The following is a 17,459-nucleotide window of genomic DNA, read 5'->3' as shown; positions in this document are numbered from 1 at the left end:
AATATATTATTTAACTTTTATTATCTTTCCATTCATTTACAAGCTTCAAAGCTTCTTTCTCATCAACACGATAACTTTCTGATTTATCATATGACAAAACAAAAGAAGCCAATTTAATCTGATCTTCTAATGTAAATGTATTTAATTGTCGTTTATCAAATTCCTGAATTTTCTCATATATTGTATCTTTAGAGATATATGTTAAATATTTTTCTAATGGAAAATCCCATCCACTGTCATTATTATCACTCGTCCACTTACTTGCAATAGCACATATAAACTTAAGTATATTGTTATCCTCTTTCAATATATAGTTTAAATAAGTTCTTGCTCTATCTTTATCTAGACACTCCCATAAATAGAAAGCCATATGGAAGTCTCTTATATCAATAATTGCTTCAGATTGAGTAATCTCATTAATTTTTGAAACATAAATTAGCTCTATATCAATTAAATGCTGTAAAGTAATAAGTTGTTTCTCTATATGTTCCTCTTTTCCTGCGAGCCTTCCATGAGATAATTCTATTCTATTGATAAAAGAAGCTAATGTTCCTAGTTGCTCTTTATTTATATTTTCTAATACACTTTTAATCAAATGATATCGTTCATTTTCATCATTGATCTTACTTATAATATCATAAACAAGGAATTCTGCTTTAGTATATGCTGATAACATATAAAATTGACTATTTTGAGAGAATTTATGTAATACATTCAAAATGACAGATGATAATAAACCTAAACGCTTTTCAGGAATGGTATCAACCAATGATCTTAATTCATCTATAAAATATTCAATATTCCCATTATTATTAATTTCAGTAATTGTATCGATTAAATCATCTAAAGGTAATATATTTATATAAGAATTAATAATATATCTTGAAACAGGAATTCCACCCAAGTCAAACATAAAATATGAATCAAACCGTTCTTCTTGTGCTACTCTCATTGTCTCTCTTATATTCGATTCTGTATATCTATAATCACGTTCATCAATATCCTCTGCAAATACAGGAAATAAAGTAGAGAGAAATTTTATTCCTATATCCGTATTTATACCTAATTTTTTAAGTTCCTCATGTATTGATGTACGATAATCACTTTTATTCCTAAATAAAGCTGAAAAACTATGAGAATATGTACTACAAAGCAAATCTTTATTTCTACCAATCCACTGATATAATTGAGGTTTTAGAACCTCAATAGTAGTAAGAGCCACCATATCTTCGAAAGCAGTTTCTTCATATAATATTTTATATCTAAATTGAAATGTATTTATAACTCGATTTACATCTCTTAATGTTTCAATATAAGGTTCTATACAATTTGTAAACACTTCACTCCAATAAGATTGATCAATTTTTGGGTTATCAGAAATAGTTTTAACTGTATTTTCAAGATTTGTTAAAAATATCTCACGTAATCTTGGCTTCAAAAGTGCAGGTATTTCAAATGGGATCTGTACAATTTTTTCTAAATATTCTGCACCATCAATATCATGTACACTTTCTAAAGCTCTACATACAACATCTCTATCCATAGATAAGACATATATTATATTTGGAAAATTACCAACCTGCTTAACTAATTGAAAAATATCTCTAATCTGTGTATTGGTTAAGCGATCAATATCATCTATAATCACAACAATTTTTTGTTTACTTTTAATAAGTACTCTTTCTAAATTTGCCTTTACCTTATCTAAATCATTATCTTCTAATATCTTTCCTCTAATATATCTATATAAACATTTTAAAGGGTACTTTAACATTATAATCCAATTCTGACTTGATACAATCGATGTATATAATAATAAATTTAAGGCACCAGAATACTGATCTATAGCCCTTACTATCTGTTTCATGTTTTCTTTATTACTATGAAGTTTTAACTTAATTCTCAAGTCCTCAAAGAATATACCTATAAGATTATCTTTATCTGAATAATTCCAAGGAGAAAAATTTACAATAATAGAGCCGTCATCATCATTATCAGATAAATAATTTATTTCATTGACAACCATATTCAGAATAGATGTCTTACCAGTTCCCCATTTACCAAATACTCCTAATACTAATCCATCTTTTCCATCATATTTATATATCGCTTCCCCTAATTGTTTGGCGAATGTTACTCTCCCCAGTAAATCCTGTTCCGAAGATTCAATTGCTTTATCCGAATTGTAATTCATATTTTTTCCCTTCGAAAAATTACAAATTCCACATCATACAATTATAATGACTTACACAATATATCATATAATCCCAGTTTATAATTGATTACCTATTATTCATATTATAGCACTTATAATCGAAGTCACCCGTAAAGTGAATCTTTTGCTCGTGTATATTTTTCTAAATAGAATCTCATTTAGATTTATCATCTATATATAATATCTTTTGGTCTCCAGATACCTATTTCCATATTTATATTTTAAATTTGCATATTTATCAAATATCACGAGTGCACTTTTTTAATATCCTAAGAAAGATAAAACTGCTATTTCAGGTGGGATTAATACTAACATATGAATATAATCTACCATCAACTCCCCCTCTATAATTTGACACTCTTATATTCACACAAACGCTTTAATATTTCACGTAAACTATTTCTGTATTAATTATATATAACTTTACGTCTATACTTAGGTGTAAATACTATGTGGTATTTACATAGCCATTTTGTGTGCGCAAGACTCTATGTCTTTGTTACCATATAAAATCACCTTTCTTTTGCATATAATATGACTTGAACACCTACATTATACTTAAGCAAGGTAAATTTTTTGTATAACTTTCGTTGCCGCACCCGCATAACGGGTGGTTTTATGATTCTCGACTACGTTACTAACCAATCTAAAGACATTAAAATAAAAAGACCATATAGAACTAATATTGTAGTTCTATATGGTGATTTATAAAAATAAATATTAAGATAAATAATATATTTAAAACTCAGTAGACAAAAAACAAAGACCTAAATTACTATATTGTTCTAATGAATGTTTACCTTTCTTAATAAAATTCCAAGAAGCCTCATAAGATTCACAACGAGAAAATTTAGAATGACATAAAAATGATATAAAATCATTAATATTAGCTATATATCGTTCTGAGAATTCTAATGCATACTCTTCCTTCTCCTCATCACTAGCATTTTGTAGGTTATACAATACATGATCTAAATTACAAGACATATAATATATTCTATAAGGAATACCATTATAGATACCACTTGTATTAGTACTCAATGTATTTAAATTTTCTCTTTTCTGAATATTTCTGAGGCGAATTCTTTCTACATTTGATGTTTTAATAGACGATGTTGAATAATATGGCTCTTCACATGATTCATCTAGTTGAATAAGATTATCTCCTATATAAGCACCATCCATATCAACGATATGAATAATTAGAGCTATATCTGATTTCTTGAATTTATCTTTTATAATCCATGATTTAATCTTATTCCCTAAATATGCTTTTATTTTCGATTGATCAATATTTCTATCAGTGGTAATATCTCCATGTATTATTTTTGTCACAATGCGATCACTATCAAAGTGTTTGACAAAATACCGTTCTAACGCAGAAGCATCTGAAGGACCTTCTACAATTATTAACACTATTTTTTTTCGTGCCACTTATATCCACCAGCTTTCTTGAAAGCATATGAAATCTCAGCATTTTGTGTTGGTTTATACACTTCTTCTGCTTGTTCACCTAATGTAATATCCCTATAGTAGAAATCTCTTAAATTGTTAGAAGCCTTTACATTTTTAGGGCGAATATAACGATTATTAGGATTTGTCGTAGTAAAAGCAATAAATCCTTTATCCAAAGTCTCTAATGGACGTAAATTATGTGAAGTAAATATAAGTTGACCTTTACCTTTTTCAGCAATAATTCGAAGTAATTCCCCTAATAAATATTCAAAAATTCCAGCATCTAATTCATCAACAGCAATAGTCACAGATGAGCGATTATACACAGCAATCAATAAGCTTAAAATAGATATAATTTTACGTATACCTTCTGACTCATATTTTAAAGGTATATTCTTATCATTCTTATTAGAAACTAGCATCAAACGCTTACCGATTTCACCATTTTCTAATAATTCGACACCTAAATCAGAAGCTGAAATCTGTAATCCTGGAATAATTTCAGATAAAACTAAGTTCATCATATTTATAATGTTATGAATTACATCAACAATAGGCATTGGAAATGCAATAGGTTTATCTAATGGTAATGTGATGGTACCTATCCGTCCCATATTATCTTGTTTTACATTTATTTCTAATGGTAATACATTGAGACTATGTAACCCACTATGAGCTGTTAATACAACAAATAAATCATGGTTACCATATTGCACTAATATATTTATAATCTCTGTAATACGATTATACTCAGGAGTATTCTCAAGAAATTCACGTTGAAAATTAAGGCGCTTCATAAATCGAGCAGAAAATAAAAAAGATCTAGATTCAGCTTGACATAATCGTTTATCTACAAGAAAATCTGTCATATCCTCATAGTCTTTACCAAATAGAATCTCAAATTTACTGATAGGTACAAATACTTGTGTCGTGTCAGTATTAGCAATTATATTCTTTCTAATTGAATTAATACTATTTTCTACTCTATACTGTAATACTTCTTTTTTTACGATAAGAACAGCATTTATAGAATCTAAATCATCTGTATTATTATCACCGGTAGCCTTAGCTTTACCTAATTCTACATCGTAATACACATATATATGATTACTACCAGATTGTATGGAAAATTCAAAAGAAAGTTCTGCTACATCACTATTTATATTAATATAATCAACTAGATATTCTGGCAATCGCTGCCCCATCAATAGTTGTTTTAATATATCAATCGCATTAATAAGTACTGTTTTTCCTGAACCATTTTGTCCATATAAACCTAATAAACTTGCTGATGTATATTTCTTTCCTAGATTGAATTTAATATGTCCATATTCAACATTCTTTAGATTTTTAATTGTAATATCTTCTATACGAACAATAGGCGTATTCATAGCTTTTTCTCCTTTTCTTGTCAATAGTGTATCACAAACTTAACAAACAAAAAAGAAGAACTATAAAAACAGAATAAAAAATTTCGTTTTTATTATTCATACAGAAAAATTATCCTGTTAAATTTTATTTGAACTACTATCATCAATATAATTTCTACAAAAATTATATGTAATTACTATTAAATTTTCAATATGTTGATCAAATATGTTCTCTTGTATATCTATATTTGTACTAATCTTATTATGCACGCTATTTAAATTGATTAACAATTCTTCTGCTAATTTATTATCTTGTAATCGTAAAATTAAAGAATATCTACACTCAATAGCAATACTTCTATTGATTCTTAACTTTTCTAACTCAATCTTTAATTTTGTTTTTTCAAACTCATCCTCTGTAGTATCAAGTCTATTTTGTAAAAGAATTTGCCGCCTACAACTATAATAATATCCAGAAATATCTGTTATATATTTGGAAATCAAATCCATTATTTCATTACTAAATAATTGTTGTTTATCTTTTTTATATTCCAATTCATGTAATCGTTGTATTTCATCGGTTTTACTAATGCTTAAAATAACTGCTATTATAGTTCCAACACCACCAATAATTCCACTAGATATATTTCCTAATAAACCGATTAAATCAGATTCGACAGGTATTTTATACAGATTTCTAAAATAATATCCTAACCAAGATAATATAACTGCAAACATTAATGATACAACTATTGTCAATAATATATATAATATCTGTTTCCTATAATTATTCTTACATCGCAATAAATTATTAGCCATATCTATACCGCTCTTTCGTTGAATTAGTAACCTTTTTTAAGTTGTAAAAAGAAAATCAAAGTTTAATCTTATTATATTATTGCTTAATTGTAGAATGAAATTGAACACATAAAAAATCCATAGTAACCTTGTGTTATGATTTAGGTGACTAATCAAAATATAACCGAGGTAATCACTATGGACTACAATAATCATAACACGACATTACGCACAAACAAACACTTAAACTTCGAAGAACGATTTTATTTAGAAAAGAGAATCGTTCTAGGGGATAGTATTGCTGCAATTTCACGTGCACTGGGCCGTTCTAGAACAACTATTTATACAGAATTAAAACGCGGTACTGTAATTCAAATTTGACAAGGTAAATCTCAACTTGTATATTTAGCTGATTCTGGACAAGCAACATATAAAAGACAACGTGTTGGCTCCTTTAATACCATGAGAATTGGTGCTATAGAATCTTTTATAAATTGGATTGAAAGCAAGACGCTAGCTAATCGTTGGTCATTTGATGCTGCTGTTGGATATGCTAAACATAAGGGGTTGTTTGTGCGTAATGAAATAGTTTGTACTAAAACTTTATATAACTATCTTCACAAAGGTGTATTAGGTATAGAAGCAATTGATTTACCATTGGTAGTACGGCGTTCCCAACAAAAATCTATTTCTAGAAAACATAAGCGAGAACTTGGTAAATCCATAGAGCTTCGTAATCCTAATATTGAAATGCGCGAGGAATTTGGATATTGGGGATTAGATACCATCCGTGGAACAAAAGATAAAACAGACCATGTTTTAATCACTTTACTTGAGCGTAAAAGCAGATTATATGTGGCTTTACGATGTACATCAGCACGGGCTACTGATGTAAAAGAAACATTGCATGCATGGTTAAATACGTTTAAAGATGTTAATCTAGCTTGCTTATGTAAAACAATAACTGCAGATAACGGGTTAGAGTTTTCAGAGATATCTAATTTAGAAAATGAAACCTTGTCTATTTATTTTGCTAGACCTTATTCTGCTTGGAAACGTGGATCAAACGAAAGGCATAATGGTTTACTTCGTAGATGTATACCGAAAGGAATGCCAATAAAAGCCGTTTCAGAGGAAACAATTCAACGAACACTTCAATGGTGTAATAATTTGCCACGCAAGCTTCTAAATTATAGAACCCCTTTGGATGTCTTTCTTGAAGAAGTTAATAGAATTGTAGATTTGGATACTGTTCAATTTCATATTGCAATTTAAATTTGTATAAAATTTATGACTCATATATCTATAAGATTACGCCTTATATTTATATAGCAATTTAATCAGAATAAACTGTAGCACTACTACGTAAATGATTTGTGTGCCAAAGAAGTCTATAAAGATTCGATCATCTACGTAGAACAAGTATAGGGGATATACAAATGTAGCGTACGCCAAGATCATAGGAATACTGTTGCATTGCCTACAGACGTAATACAAAATCGTATAGATTAAGATAATGAATAATGCAAAAAGATACATGCCTAAAAACGAAAAATCATGATAATAACGCATTAGAGATGTATATACATTTGTATCAATATTATTAAAATAAGTAAAGAACAAAAATACACTTGGTTTAGGTAAATCAAAACCTAAAGTATTTAGATTTGCATAAGGTCCAACAAATAGTGTTTGACCAATCAATGTAGAATCTACTAATTGATACTGTAAAATCACATCAAAAGCGGACAATGATATTCCTGCATAATGGGCTAGAATCTCAAGAGCTGAGGAATTTGAACTAATACCTTTTCCAAACAAAGTACCTACAATTACAAATAGTAAAAAAAAGGATAAAAAGGATATCCCTGCAGCGGTGAGCAATTTCTTCGCATACTCAAAGCCTTCATACTTGCGATACATAGCATGACCGACAATAGTAAAAATGAATATGACAAGTGTGATAATTAAGATTCTTCCTGTCGTTAAATAGACAAAGGGGAAGAAAAATAATAAAGGTATTAAATAACATAGATTGCTCCATCGCCACGCCTTAAAGACTGTACGTTGAATAAAAGCAAAAATAGATACATATGTTATCTGTTGCACTAAGATTTGATAATACGCCATCCACCGGGATAGCTTGATAGTTGAGCTTTCAGCCATTATATAGGGCCGAATAGAGCTGGCAATACCGAGTATACCATTCGTATTACCCGCCTTCTCCGCTAAGGTATACATCTCATGACCGGCTAACCCTACGATAATAGTTAGCAACACCCATAATATACCTTGAAGATACATCGGAATATACACATCGCTCATGCTCTGTGAGGATAAGTTAGCTTTCACCATGAGCCTATCGTTAAGGCAATGGGCCACATAGAGAGAACCTAAGGTCATGACGATTTGGGCACTAATGAGGATTAACACCGTGCTGCCATGCATGGGCAATTGCCAAGTCTTCACCATAATGGTGCACAGGATACTGGCAATTGTTAGGGATGATTGAGTGGCGATAACAGGCGATAGTAAATCAAAATCTAGTGCATATAGCGTCACTAGCAGCAGTAAAACTGATGATAATGACAGCGATATAAACCAAAATTGGCTATCTACCATAACGATACTTCCTTACAGCTGTTACAGAAACAAACAAGGTCATAACCATGCCACCTAAAATAAAGCCTATGATACCGTACTTCACAGGCAAGAAACCTTCGTTTTGGAACTGTGCGTCCCCTTCTGCGATTCGTTTATCCACGAGACGAACAGAGTAGTTTGGATCGATAACTTGTACCTTGCTATTGGCATAGTTGATATATTGGCTAATCAGCATATCTAGGTGAGCTTTAGTATAATCTGGATCTTGAACATCATTTGGATTAAACATGATGTACAACTCGTAGATTTTAGGATCTTCCGTATTTATAAAGATATGTTGTTGAAACCATTTGAATTGATTTATGGCGTCCATTATATCCCAATTAGAATTTAGTTTAGACCAATCAATATCGTTGGACGATTGTTTTACAAAGCCCATAATAAAGCTTTGAGATTGAAGCATACCTCTCAACTGAAGATCTTCTTTCACCATTACATTTGGTGTTTTATTATCTACCGTAAAGATGACAGATGCATTGATTGGACCATGCACCATAGTTGGTTTTACCAATACAATGCGAGATACCATGATAAAAATGGCACAAATGATACCTACAAGGGCTATTTGCCACCATTTTCGTTTAAGGTCGTTTAAAATATACGTATTCATATGCTTTCACTTCTTTATTGAATTATAAAAATCTAAAATCACTAGCATTTACGAATTTAATACATCTGTAGAGTACGTAGATTTCTGTTAAAAGCATCGTTAATGCTGCTCCATCGGCACCCATGTAATAGAGCAATGGGAACACAATACATAAATCTAAAATAGCAGAATGAACTAAAATCGTAACAAATTCCTTTTGATGACCAAAGGAGATCATGCCGAATAGACCATAAATATTGCTCGTAATGACCACTAGTGGCAAGAACGCCAATATTTGCAATACAGACACGGACTCTTCATAGCTCGGTCCAAGAATATAATAAACTAACCATTTAGCAGTTAAGAAAATACCGATACATAGTAAAGATGTACCAGAACATAAGATAATCATTGCTTTACGCAATACCGATTGAGCGTGCGCCTTAGATTCCTTCGCGATTTTATTAACAAATGGATATAATGCGTCTACTACAGGACTTAGGCCACCTCTGAAAGCATCGATAATACGGTTTGCTGCCGTATAGATACCTACAATGTAATCGGAGGTTACTAGACCAAGGAATACGATAGTGGAGCTAGTATAGAGATTAATAGCGACCATGGAGCCAAAGTAGGGAAGACTATCCTCGATGGCAGCTTTAATATGGCACCATTTAACTCTCATCAAAATATCTGGATATTCCTTGTAGATGATAATCCACGAGAAAACCGCAGCAATCACATTTGTAATAGATTGGAAAAAGGCAGCCCATACAATATCGTCTAAAGTATTTACGAAGATAAATATACCTGCTACCGATACGATACGGCCTAAGATGCTTACAAAAATGATATAACGCATCTTCTGTATGCCTTGGAAGAACCAGATTGGGAGTAGAGCTGTACCAATCACGTTTAAATACACCGCTCCATAGAGAAGTGCATTATAGTTAAACCATTTAGACAGGATAAACATCAATATCCCAAAGACAACGGTTATGATGGCGAGAATAAAAAGCTTAGCACCCATGATGGAGCTAAAATAGAAACCTCGTTTCGGTCCCCTATCGTGGCGAGCAATACTTTTCGGCCCACTTAGGTCAAAACCAAAATTAGAGAACAGCAAAAAATACTGCACTACGCCCGTTGCAAAGGCAAGTTGACCAAAGCCATCAACGTGTAAAACACGCACGAGGTATGGAAAGGTAATAAAGCTCAGAATATATTGGAGTCCTTTTACAGTCAGCAAAGAGCCAATATTTTCCAATAAAGACCAATTTATTTTCATCGCTTCACCAACTTATCTTTCAAAGACAATCGCAGTTGATTACTATGATTTAATATACCTAACAATAGATTGGAACCGCCCAAAGCGTGTAAAAAACCTGCAGGCCAAATACTATCCTTGAAGTCCGTAGCTAATTGTTTAGGATTACCTAAGTAAGAGGACAAGGATTTATTCTTAACCATCGGTTCAAAAGAGTCTATATATACTGGATATGGGCCCCAATACGCTACATCTTCATCATCAGGATGCAACACAAATTGGTTAAAGTTCGTCATCACCATGTCCGCATCAATAGAGCCATATTGCATCATATCTAGCGGATAGAACTGATAGAAATCCTTTGCCCCTTGATGTAGCTCCGTTAAACGGTTTTTATATGCCTCAGGCATAGAGCTATATTCGTATTCCTCTAATAGAGGCACAGCCTCATATTTTTCATTGTACTCATAGCCCAAAGTCGTGCCGTGTGGCGCCGTGAAGAATACCTCCAAGAACATATAACCTAAGCGCAAAGCCGTTTGCAATTCATAGTTTTGGGAAACATCAATGTACGAATCCTTTGGTTCATGACTACTTTGTAAGTACAAAGGAATCCAATCAATGTTATAGTTTTTGATCGTACTATATTGCTGGAGTGCAGATACGATAGTACCAGCACCGAGATCTACAACACCAACTCTACCGTAATCCTTATACTGTTTGAGGTAATCAGACAATAACTGACCTTGCTCTTGTGAATTGTAATATACCTTTGATCGCACTTGGCTGTATAGAGCTTGGATACGCTCATCTTGCGACAATTCAGCGCGCGTGAAGGTAGAACTTTCACCTAAGCCAACGGAACAAACAGCATCCGCATCATAAGGAATCCCCAAACGATTAAACAAGGTATTAAGCGTTATATGCGGCTGCCAAGATTTATATAGACGCAAGATATCCTCTAAGGACTGTCGATATTGAATCATAGGAATTACCACAGATCGACGGGATAAATAAGAGTAGAAACTAGTCAACTCTCCCTCTTGGTCGCTAATTTCTTGTAACACATAACCATCGCGAGCCAAGAACAGAATAGCATCAAGATTATAACTATCCTTATATGCCTTAATCCATTCCATAAAGCCCTTAACGATAGGACCAAACACATCAAAACCTAAGCGATACGCCAAAGAATCTGGCGTTTGAGGCGAATTATATTTCGTAATAAAGCCATATAAAAGAGAATAATCTAAATCGCCCTTTGCCTTACTTTCATTTACATACGATTTGCGACTAGGAGGCTTGATTAAATACGCATCTAAACCAACAGCTTTTGACTGCTGAATATCCGCTTTAGCATCATTTCCGATGTGCAGCACATCTTTAGCATCTGCTTGAATTTCCTCTAAGACAGCACTAAACAAGGCACCCTGTTCATGTTTAGTTTTGCGATATATACAAGACACAAATAATTTATCGTATCCTGAAATCTTATTGTGTTCTAACACCTGTCCAATAATGGTATCCGTCAAATACATATCGGAGATAATATATACCTTTTTCCCTTGTTGCAATGCGTATTGATAGGCCTCTATGACCTCATCATTGGAAAAAGTTAAATTAATTTCTAATTCAATTTCAAGGGCCTTACATGCATCGGCCAATTCCTGACCATATAAATCAGCGAAGACTTCGTAAATTTCATCCAGCGTTATCTCTCGGTACGGATAGGTTTTACGCGCCTCGTGGTCAGCTGCTTCCCGTTTCTTATAAAAACCAATGGGCTTTGCATGATTTCGCTTTTGGTATTCCCGATCTACTAAATGCCATAGATCTCTATCTTTATAGATAACACGACATACTAGCGTATCATATACATCAAATGTAATGACCGGATGTACATCGATGGCTTGTTGTAATGCTAACTCCATTCCTTCTCCCCAATTATTATGCTAGCTCATGATAAGCTTCTAGTAATATCTTCTCTACACGTTCTGTTTCGTTTGTAATATCATAGCCTGCTGCTTTTAATTCTTCATAACGACTCTGTCTATTATGTTGTTTACTATTTACAATTGTTTCAGCCCACACTTTTGGACCGGCTTCTAATGAAATGAATTGAGTAGATGGTAAAAGTCCCAATTCCTTAGTCACCGTATCAGATAAAAGCAGTGGCAAATCCGATGCTTGTGCCTCGATGCCCACAACGGTAAGACCTTCAAAGAAAGATGGCATCACCAGTACATCTGCAGCTTGCATGATTTTATTTACATCATCTCGTCTGCCTAGTAAACGAACGGAATCCTCTAAACCGTATTCTTTGATTTTTCGCTTAACTTCCGTTAAGAATTCACTCTCTTCGCTGGTGTCCCCTACGAGTAACAACACAGAATCAGGCTGATTTTGATGCACTTCCTTAAATATATCTAGCAAAAAACTATGGTTCTTTTGATACGAAAAACGCCCTACATGTAACAAGGTTAATTCCGAATGTAATCCTAAGGATTGACGAGTTTCATTGCGAACCACTGGATTTGCATCATATTTTCTAATATCGATAGCATTGTAAATAACGTGATATGGGTTGTCTTTAAACATCCATTGACCTGCAAATTTACTACATGCAAAGCGCAAATTAACACTCCAAGCGAGTAATTTCTTGTTCATTCCTACCAAGAGACGACGGGCTAAACCTTGCTTATTTTCAAAACCTGAATTATGGCTATGGATAACCCGAACAGGTATGCCAAAGACCTTCCCCAACACGAGAGGGAACACGTATTCCAAACTATTCGTATTCAAGACGATCACATCATAAACGCCTTTATTTTGTAATAGTATAGTAAACCACTGCCAATAATGGAGCAGTGGATTTTTATGTCTAGAAACAACCTTAAAAATCTTGCTACCAGATGCTAAGATTTCATCGTCATAACAAATGGAATACTCCCCTGTGATGTTCACAAAATCATAATCAATTTTACTTTTATCAAGATGTCTAAATTGTTCTATCAAATATGTTTCTATGCCACCTAGATTACGTGTCATACCCACTTGTAACACACGCAATCCACGGGATTCTCGGTTTGTCATAATCGTGCTTCTTTCTAATTAGATTTGATCTTCGCAAATACACCTTTTAAACGATGGCGCACAAAGGAAATACACTCTGTGCTAGCTATAATTCCTAAATTGCATTTATATTTTAACAATCCAGACAATATACCAATAAGAGAGGCTCCGCCCTTCATATGAGGCTGCATGGCTTTATATACATTGTCCTGCCATAACTCTTGTAACCATTTGTATTTTCCATATAGCGAAGAAACAGCGCCCATACGCTCCAACGCAGAATACATGTACTTAACGTATAATACACTCAATAATTGGTAACAGTACACATCATCAATGGCCGCATCAAGCATATATTGATGAATAGTTTGGACCTTCAAGCGATACATTTCGTAATACTTGGGCTCCCATTTCTTAGATAAACTCGTCTTATCTAAGTCAAGCATATAGTGATAATACACATAAGGAATGGTTCCCATAGACTCAACATAAGTTAAATATTCAAAGGAGAACATAAAATCCTCCATAATATATTCAGCTGAAAATTGAATATGATATTTTTTGATGATGGACCGTTTATAAAACCCGTTGCACACATAACCAAAGAGCGGAATATATTCCATTTCTAAAGCCATCCGAAAGATAGCTGTAGCATCACTAGATACAAAATCCTCTACGCCATTTATCTTATCTCTAAGGCTTTCACCATGCTCAATATAATGCTCAACAACGCCATATTTCCAAAAATCTACATTTGGATGCTGGTTATAATTATCGAAAAAGGAGGAAAGAATATTTTCACCATAGTAATCATCGGAGTCCATAAAGGTAACAAATTCACCGCCTGCAATGGACATGCCATAATTGCGAGCATTACATACGCCACCATTAGGAATATGACGAATAGTAAGGCACATATCAGGATAAGAACTAGCCAATGTGTCGAGTAGTTCCTTCGTCTTGTCCTTAGAACCATCGTTTACAATAATCAATTCATATAAGGATCTGTCAACAGCCTGTGAATATACACTGTCAATAACTTGTTTAATTGTCCTTTCCGCATTATACGTTGCAACGATGATAGATAGTACTGGATTCACAACGATACCTAGCCTTTACTTTATAAACCAAATTTACGCAACACAAAGGAACTCCCCTTTTTCAACCAGTTTTGTGGCTCCATGAAGGATACATTTTGTTCTTTATAATTAATGTTGTTTGCTTCAATCCATACGTCGAGCAAGATTTCGCTTACAAAACCATAAATACGTGCTTCGTATGTATCGTAATCGGAAATATCGACGCGATGTTCAATCTCTTCCAAGATAGAGAACATCCACTCGCAGTATTGATCAAACAAGTCGCGGCGCATGACGAACATATTAAACATATGTGCCCAAGTGCGATTGCAAACCTTTGTGAAAGCAGCGCTATATTCAGGATATTTTTCAGCGATGATTTGCTCTGCCGCATCAAGGCCGTCGCTATGATGAGCATGATTATAATGAGAGCGATTAGATTCAATATAATATTTACGTTTATCTGCTACTACTACAGGATATTCTGAAAGTAATGTTTCCCATTCAGCACCAGTAAGGATTTGCTCCTTTTTCGCCTCTACAGAGCGAACCTCTTTGCGCGTAAAGTAACGTCTATAATGAACGAGACCGATATAGTCTGCATCAAGGTTTTTCCAAGCCCAATACAGGCCTGTCAACTCACAATAGTTCGCATTTTTTGAAGATATGTTATCTCCCGTATAATCACCAGTATAACCAATATCAGCCTTACCTTCTCGACCAACATGAATTGGCATATATACGGGGTCTTCTGGCATCCAATATTGCTTATGTGTGGCAACTAAAATCTTAATATTCACTAGTACTCTCCTACTTGAGTATTGACTCTCTAGTCGATTCACCTACCATATGAAAATTCGTTCAGGCTAGCTCTTTTTCTACTAATAATAAAGCACTAGCAATGACCTTATCCATATCGTAATATTTATATTCCCCTAAACGACCACCAAAGATAACATTGGAAATCGTTTCAGCCTTTTTAACATATTTAGCATATAGATCCAAGTTCTTTACATCATTTACTGGATAATACGCTTCTTCACCGATTTCCCAGTCCTTTGGATATTCTTTTGTTACATACGTAACGGGCTGTGTTCCAAACTCAAAATGCTTATGCTCAATGATACGAGTATACGGAATTTCACCTTCCGTATAGTTCACCACCGCAACGCCTTGATGGTTTTCCTCTTCGAGACGCTCAGTTTCAAAGTAAAGACCACGATACTCTAAAACCCCTTCAGAATAACCAAAATATTCATCTATAGGACCAGTATAGATAATCGTTTCTGCCAAGGCTTCGTATTCATCGCGATGTTTGAGAAAATCTACGCCCAAGCGCACTTCGATGCCTTCTAACATGCGTTCAATCATCTTAGTATAACCGCCAATAGGAATTCCTTGGAAACGGTCATTAAAGTAATTGTTATCGTATGTATAACGCACTGGCAAGCGTTTAATGATAAAAGCTGGTAACTCTGTACATTTACGTCCCCATTGTTTTTCTGTATACCCTTTGATGAGCTTTTCGTAAATATCTGTACCTACGAGGCTAATAGCTTGCTCTTCTAAATTCTTTGGTTCCCCTGAAATAGCAGCCCGTTGTTTAGTAATGATATCTTGTGCCTCTTTTGGAGTTCGAATATTCCACATTTTAGAGAATGTGTTCATATTGAAGGGCAAGTTGTACATCTCACCTTTATAATTTGCCACAGGGCTATTTACATAGTGATTAAACTCAGCAAATTGATTAACATAATCCCACACATGTTTCAAGGATGTGTGGAAAATATGAGCGCCATAGACGTGAATATTGATATCATCTTTGCTTTCACAATACAAATTACCTGCTATGTGATTGCGACGATCGATGACGAGTACGGATTTACCTCGCTTGTGCGCTTCATGGGCAAATACAGCACCAAATGGGCCTGCCCCAACTACTAAATAATCAAATTGTTTTTTCATATATATATCCTTATTTTTTCATACCAAGACATAGCAATCGTGAATAATAATTTTTTCTTAAAATATAACCTATCAAGATAGATAGAATTATAGATACTAAGAAGCAAACAATAAAGGCTTCATAATACAATCCTAATTTAGACCAAAGTACAATTCTAAATGGAATTTTAACAATATCACTAAAGATATAAACATCCATGGAGACTGTACCTAAAAAAAACAAAAGTGTTTTATATAAGCTAATTCTAAATGAGATTTGATTAGCTATATAATATGTAATAGTAATCCCGGATACTGCTGTTATAAGAGTAAGTATTTTAAACACATTAATATCATGTAGTAATGCATAATTACCTACACTAAAAATCACCATAGATGTAAGGACTATTCCTATAGATTTCATATAATCCAATAGCGCATATTTCTTTATATATAGGCCCAAAATATAGAAAAATTGAAAGTATAATATCTCTGATATCATTGGCATAGAGAAAATATTAATTTTTTCAGAAAAGATACCAATTATGAAAGAAATAATTAGCAAACCCCAATTTACACGTTTAACCAATAATCCAATAAGGATTGATATAAAGAATAAACAATATAAAAACCATAGTTCCCCATCAGGATTAATACCAATAAAAATTTTCCATATATTTTGTGGATCTATTTGCTGACTTGCAAATTTTGATAAAGCTAATTTGAAGGGAAAATACAATAAACCAATAGTGAAATAAGGAACCATTAACCGTATACTTTTATCTTTTACGAATTTTTGGAAGCCCTCTTTCAAAGGTATATGCATAAAATAGCCAGATACAAAGAAAAATACAGGCATATGGAAGCTATAAATTATAGTTCGCATCAAATATAAAGGATAACTAGCAATACCATTAACACTTGCTTGGTCTGGAACAGAATGCCCCAAAACAACAAGCAAAATTGCAATCCCCTTCATAATGTCAAAACTACTATCTCTCATAAT

Annotated in this window: 13 protein-coding genes and 2 pseudogenes; 1 reads left to right on the top strand and 14 read right to left on the bottom strand. The window is 33.3% G+C overall.

The window, feature by feature from the left end:
* Nucleotides 1-10 precede the first annotated feature (10 nt).
* The 5 genes and pseudogenes from AAAT26_RS09325 to AAAT26_RS09305 form a co-directional block, all read right to left on the bottom strand.
* A complete protein-coding gene (locus AAAT26_RS09325; RefSeq protein WP_322352867.1) occupies nucleotides 11-2,194 on the bottom strand; it encodes a KAP family P-loop NTPase fold protein in 2,184 nt (727 codons plus the stop codon).
* A gap of 195 nt (nucleotides 2,195-2,389) precedes the next feature.
* Nucleotides 2,390-2,667 (bottom strand): annotated as a pseudogene (tnpA, locus tag AAAT26_RS09320) (IS200/IS605 family transposase); the annotation flags it as partial.
* A gap of 286 nt (nucleotides 2,668-2,953) precedes the next feature.
* A complete protein-coding gene (locus AAAT26_RS09315) occupies nucleotides 2,954-3,649 on the bottom strand; it encodes a toprim domain-containing protein (RefSeq protein WP_349209133.1) in 696 nt (231 codons plus the stop codon).
* Nucleotides 3,631-5,061, bottom strand: coding sequence for an AAA family ATPase (locus AAAT26_RS09310; RefSeq protein WP_349209132.1), 1,431 nt, complete (start codon nucleotides 5,059-5,061; stop codon nucleotides 3,631-3,633). The genes AAAT26_RS09315 and AAAT26_RS09310 overlap by 19 nt, the downstream gene beginning before the upstream one ends.
* A 117-nt stretch (nucleotides 5,062-5,178) precedes the next feature.
* Nucleotides 5,179-5,859 carry a hypothetical protein gene (locus AAAT26_RS09305; RefSeq protein ID WP_349209131.1) on the bottom strand — a complete coding sequence of 227 codons (681 nt, stop codon included), beginning with the start codon at nucleotides 5,857-5,859 and terminating at the stop codon, nucleotides 5,179-5,181.
* Between the two features lie 177 nt (nucleotides 5,860-6,036).
* On the opposite strand from AAAT26_RS09305, the pseudogene AAAT26_RS09300 reads away from it, so the two are divergent.
* Nucleotides 6,037-7,113, top strand: a pseudogene (locus AAAT26_RS09300) (IS30 family transposase).
* Between the two features lie 36 nt (nucleotides 7,114-7,149).
* Here AAAT26_RS09300 and AAAT26_RS09295 read toward each other — a convergent pair.
* The 9 genes from AAAT26_RS09295 to AAAT26_RS09255 form a co-directional block, all read right to left on the bottom strand.
* On the bottom strand, nucleotides 7,150-8,460 hold the full coding sequence (locus AAAT26_RS09295) for an O-antigen polymerase (RefSeq protein ID WP_349209130.1): 1,311 nt from the start codon (nucleotides 8,458-8,460) through the stop codon (nucleotides 7,150-7,152).
* Complete coding sequence (locus AAAT26_RS09290; RefSeq protein WP_349209129.1) at nucleotides 8,450-9,112, bottom strand: hypothetical protein; 663 nt, start codon at nucleotides 9,110-9,112, stop codon at nucleotides 8,450-8,452. The genes AAAT26_RS09295 and AAAT26_RS09290 overlap by 11 nt, the downstream gene beginning before the upstream one ends.
* A 22-nt stretch (nucleotides 9,113-9,134) precedes the next feature.
* Nucleotides 9,135-10,379 carry a flippase gene (locus tag AAAT26_RS09285; RefSeq protein WP_349209128.1) on the bottom strand — a complete coding sequence of 415 codons (1,245 nt, stop codon included), beginning with the start codon at nucleotides 10,377-10,379 and terminating at the stop codon, nucleotides 9,135-9,137.
* Complete coding sequence (locus AAAT26_RS09280; RefSeq protein WP_349209127.1) at nucleotides 10,376-12,289, bottom strand: hypothetical protein; 1,914 nt, start codon at nucleotides 12,287-12,289, stop codon at nucleotides 10,376-10,378. The genes AAAT26_RS09285 and AAAT26_RS09280 overlap by 4 nt, the downstream gene beginning before the upstream one ends.
* 16 nt (nucleotides 12,290-12,305) lie before the next feature.
* Nucleotides 12,306-13,451, bottom strand: coding sequence for a glycosyltransferase family 1 protein (locus AAAT26_RS09275; RefSeq protein ID WP_349209126.1), 1,146 nt, complete (start codon nucleotides 13,449-13,451; stop codon nucleotides 12,306-12,308).
* Nucleotides 13,452-13,465: 14 nt separating this feature from the next.
* Nucleotides 13,466-14,530 (bottom strand): glycosyltransferase family 2 protein, encoded by a 1,065-nt coding sequence (locus AAAT26_RS09270; protein WP_349209125.1) that lies wholly within the window; start codon nucleotides 14,528-14,530, stop codon nucleotides 13,466-13,468.
* 20 nt (nucleotides 14,531-14,550) lie between these two features.
* A complete protein-coding gene (locus tag AAAT26_RS09265; RefSeq protein WP_349209124.1) occupies nucleotides 14,551-15,309 on the bottom strand; it encodes a DUF4422 domain-containing protein in 759 nt (252 codons plus the stop codon).
* 61 nt (nucleotides 15,310-15,370) lie between these two features.
* Nucleotides 15,371-16,474 (bottom strand): UDP-galactopyranose mutase, encoded by a 1,104-nt coding sequence (glf, locus tag AAAT26_RS09260; protein ID WP_349209123.1) that lies wholly within the window; start codon nucleotides 16,472-16,474, stop codon nucleotides 15,371-15,373.
* 10 nt (nucleotides 16,475-16,484) lie between these two features.
* Entirely contained in the window at nucleotides 16,485-17,456 is a 972-nt protein-coding gene (locus AAAT26_RS09255) for an acyltransferase family protein (protein ID WP_349209122.1), read from the bottom strand.
* Nucleotides 17,457-17,459 lie beyond the last annotated feature (3 nt).

This window comes from Veillonella parvula (assembly GCF_040094895.1).
Classification (GTDB): domain Bacteria; phylum Bacillota; class Negativicutes; order Veillonellales; family Veillonellaceae; genus Veillonella; species Veillonella parvula_L.
The sequence above is the reverse complement of the archived record's forward strand: the minus strand, read 5'-3'. Positions and strand labels throughout refer to the sequence as shown.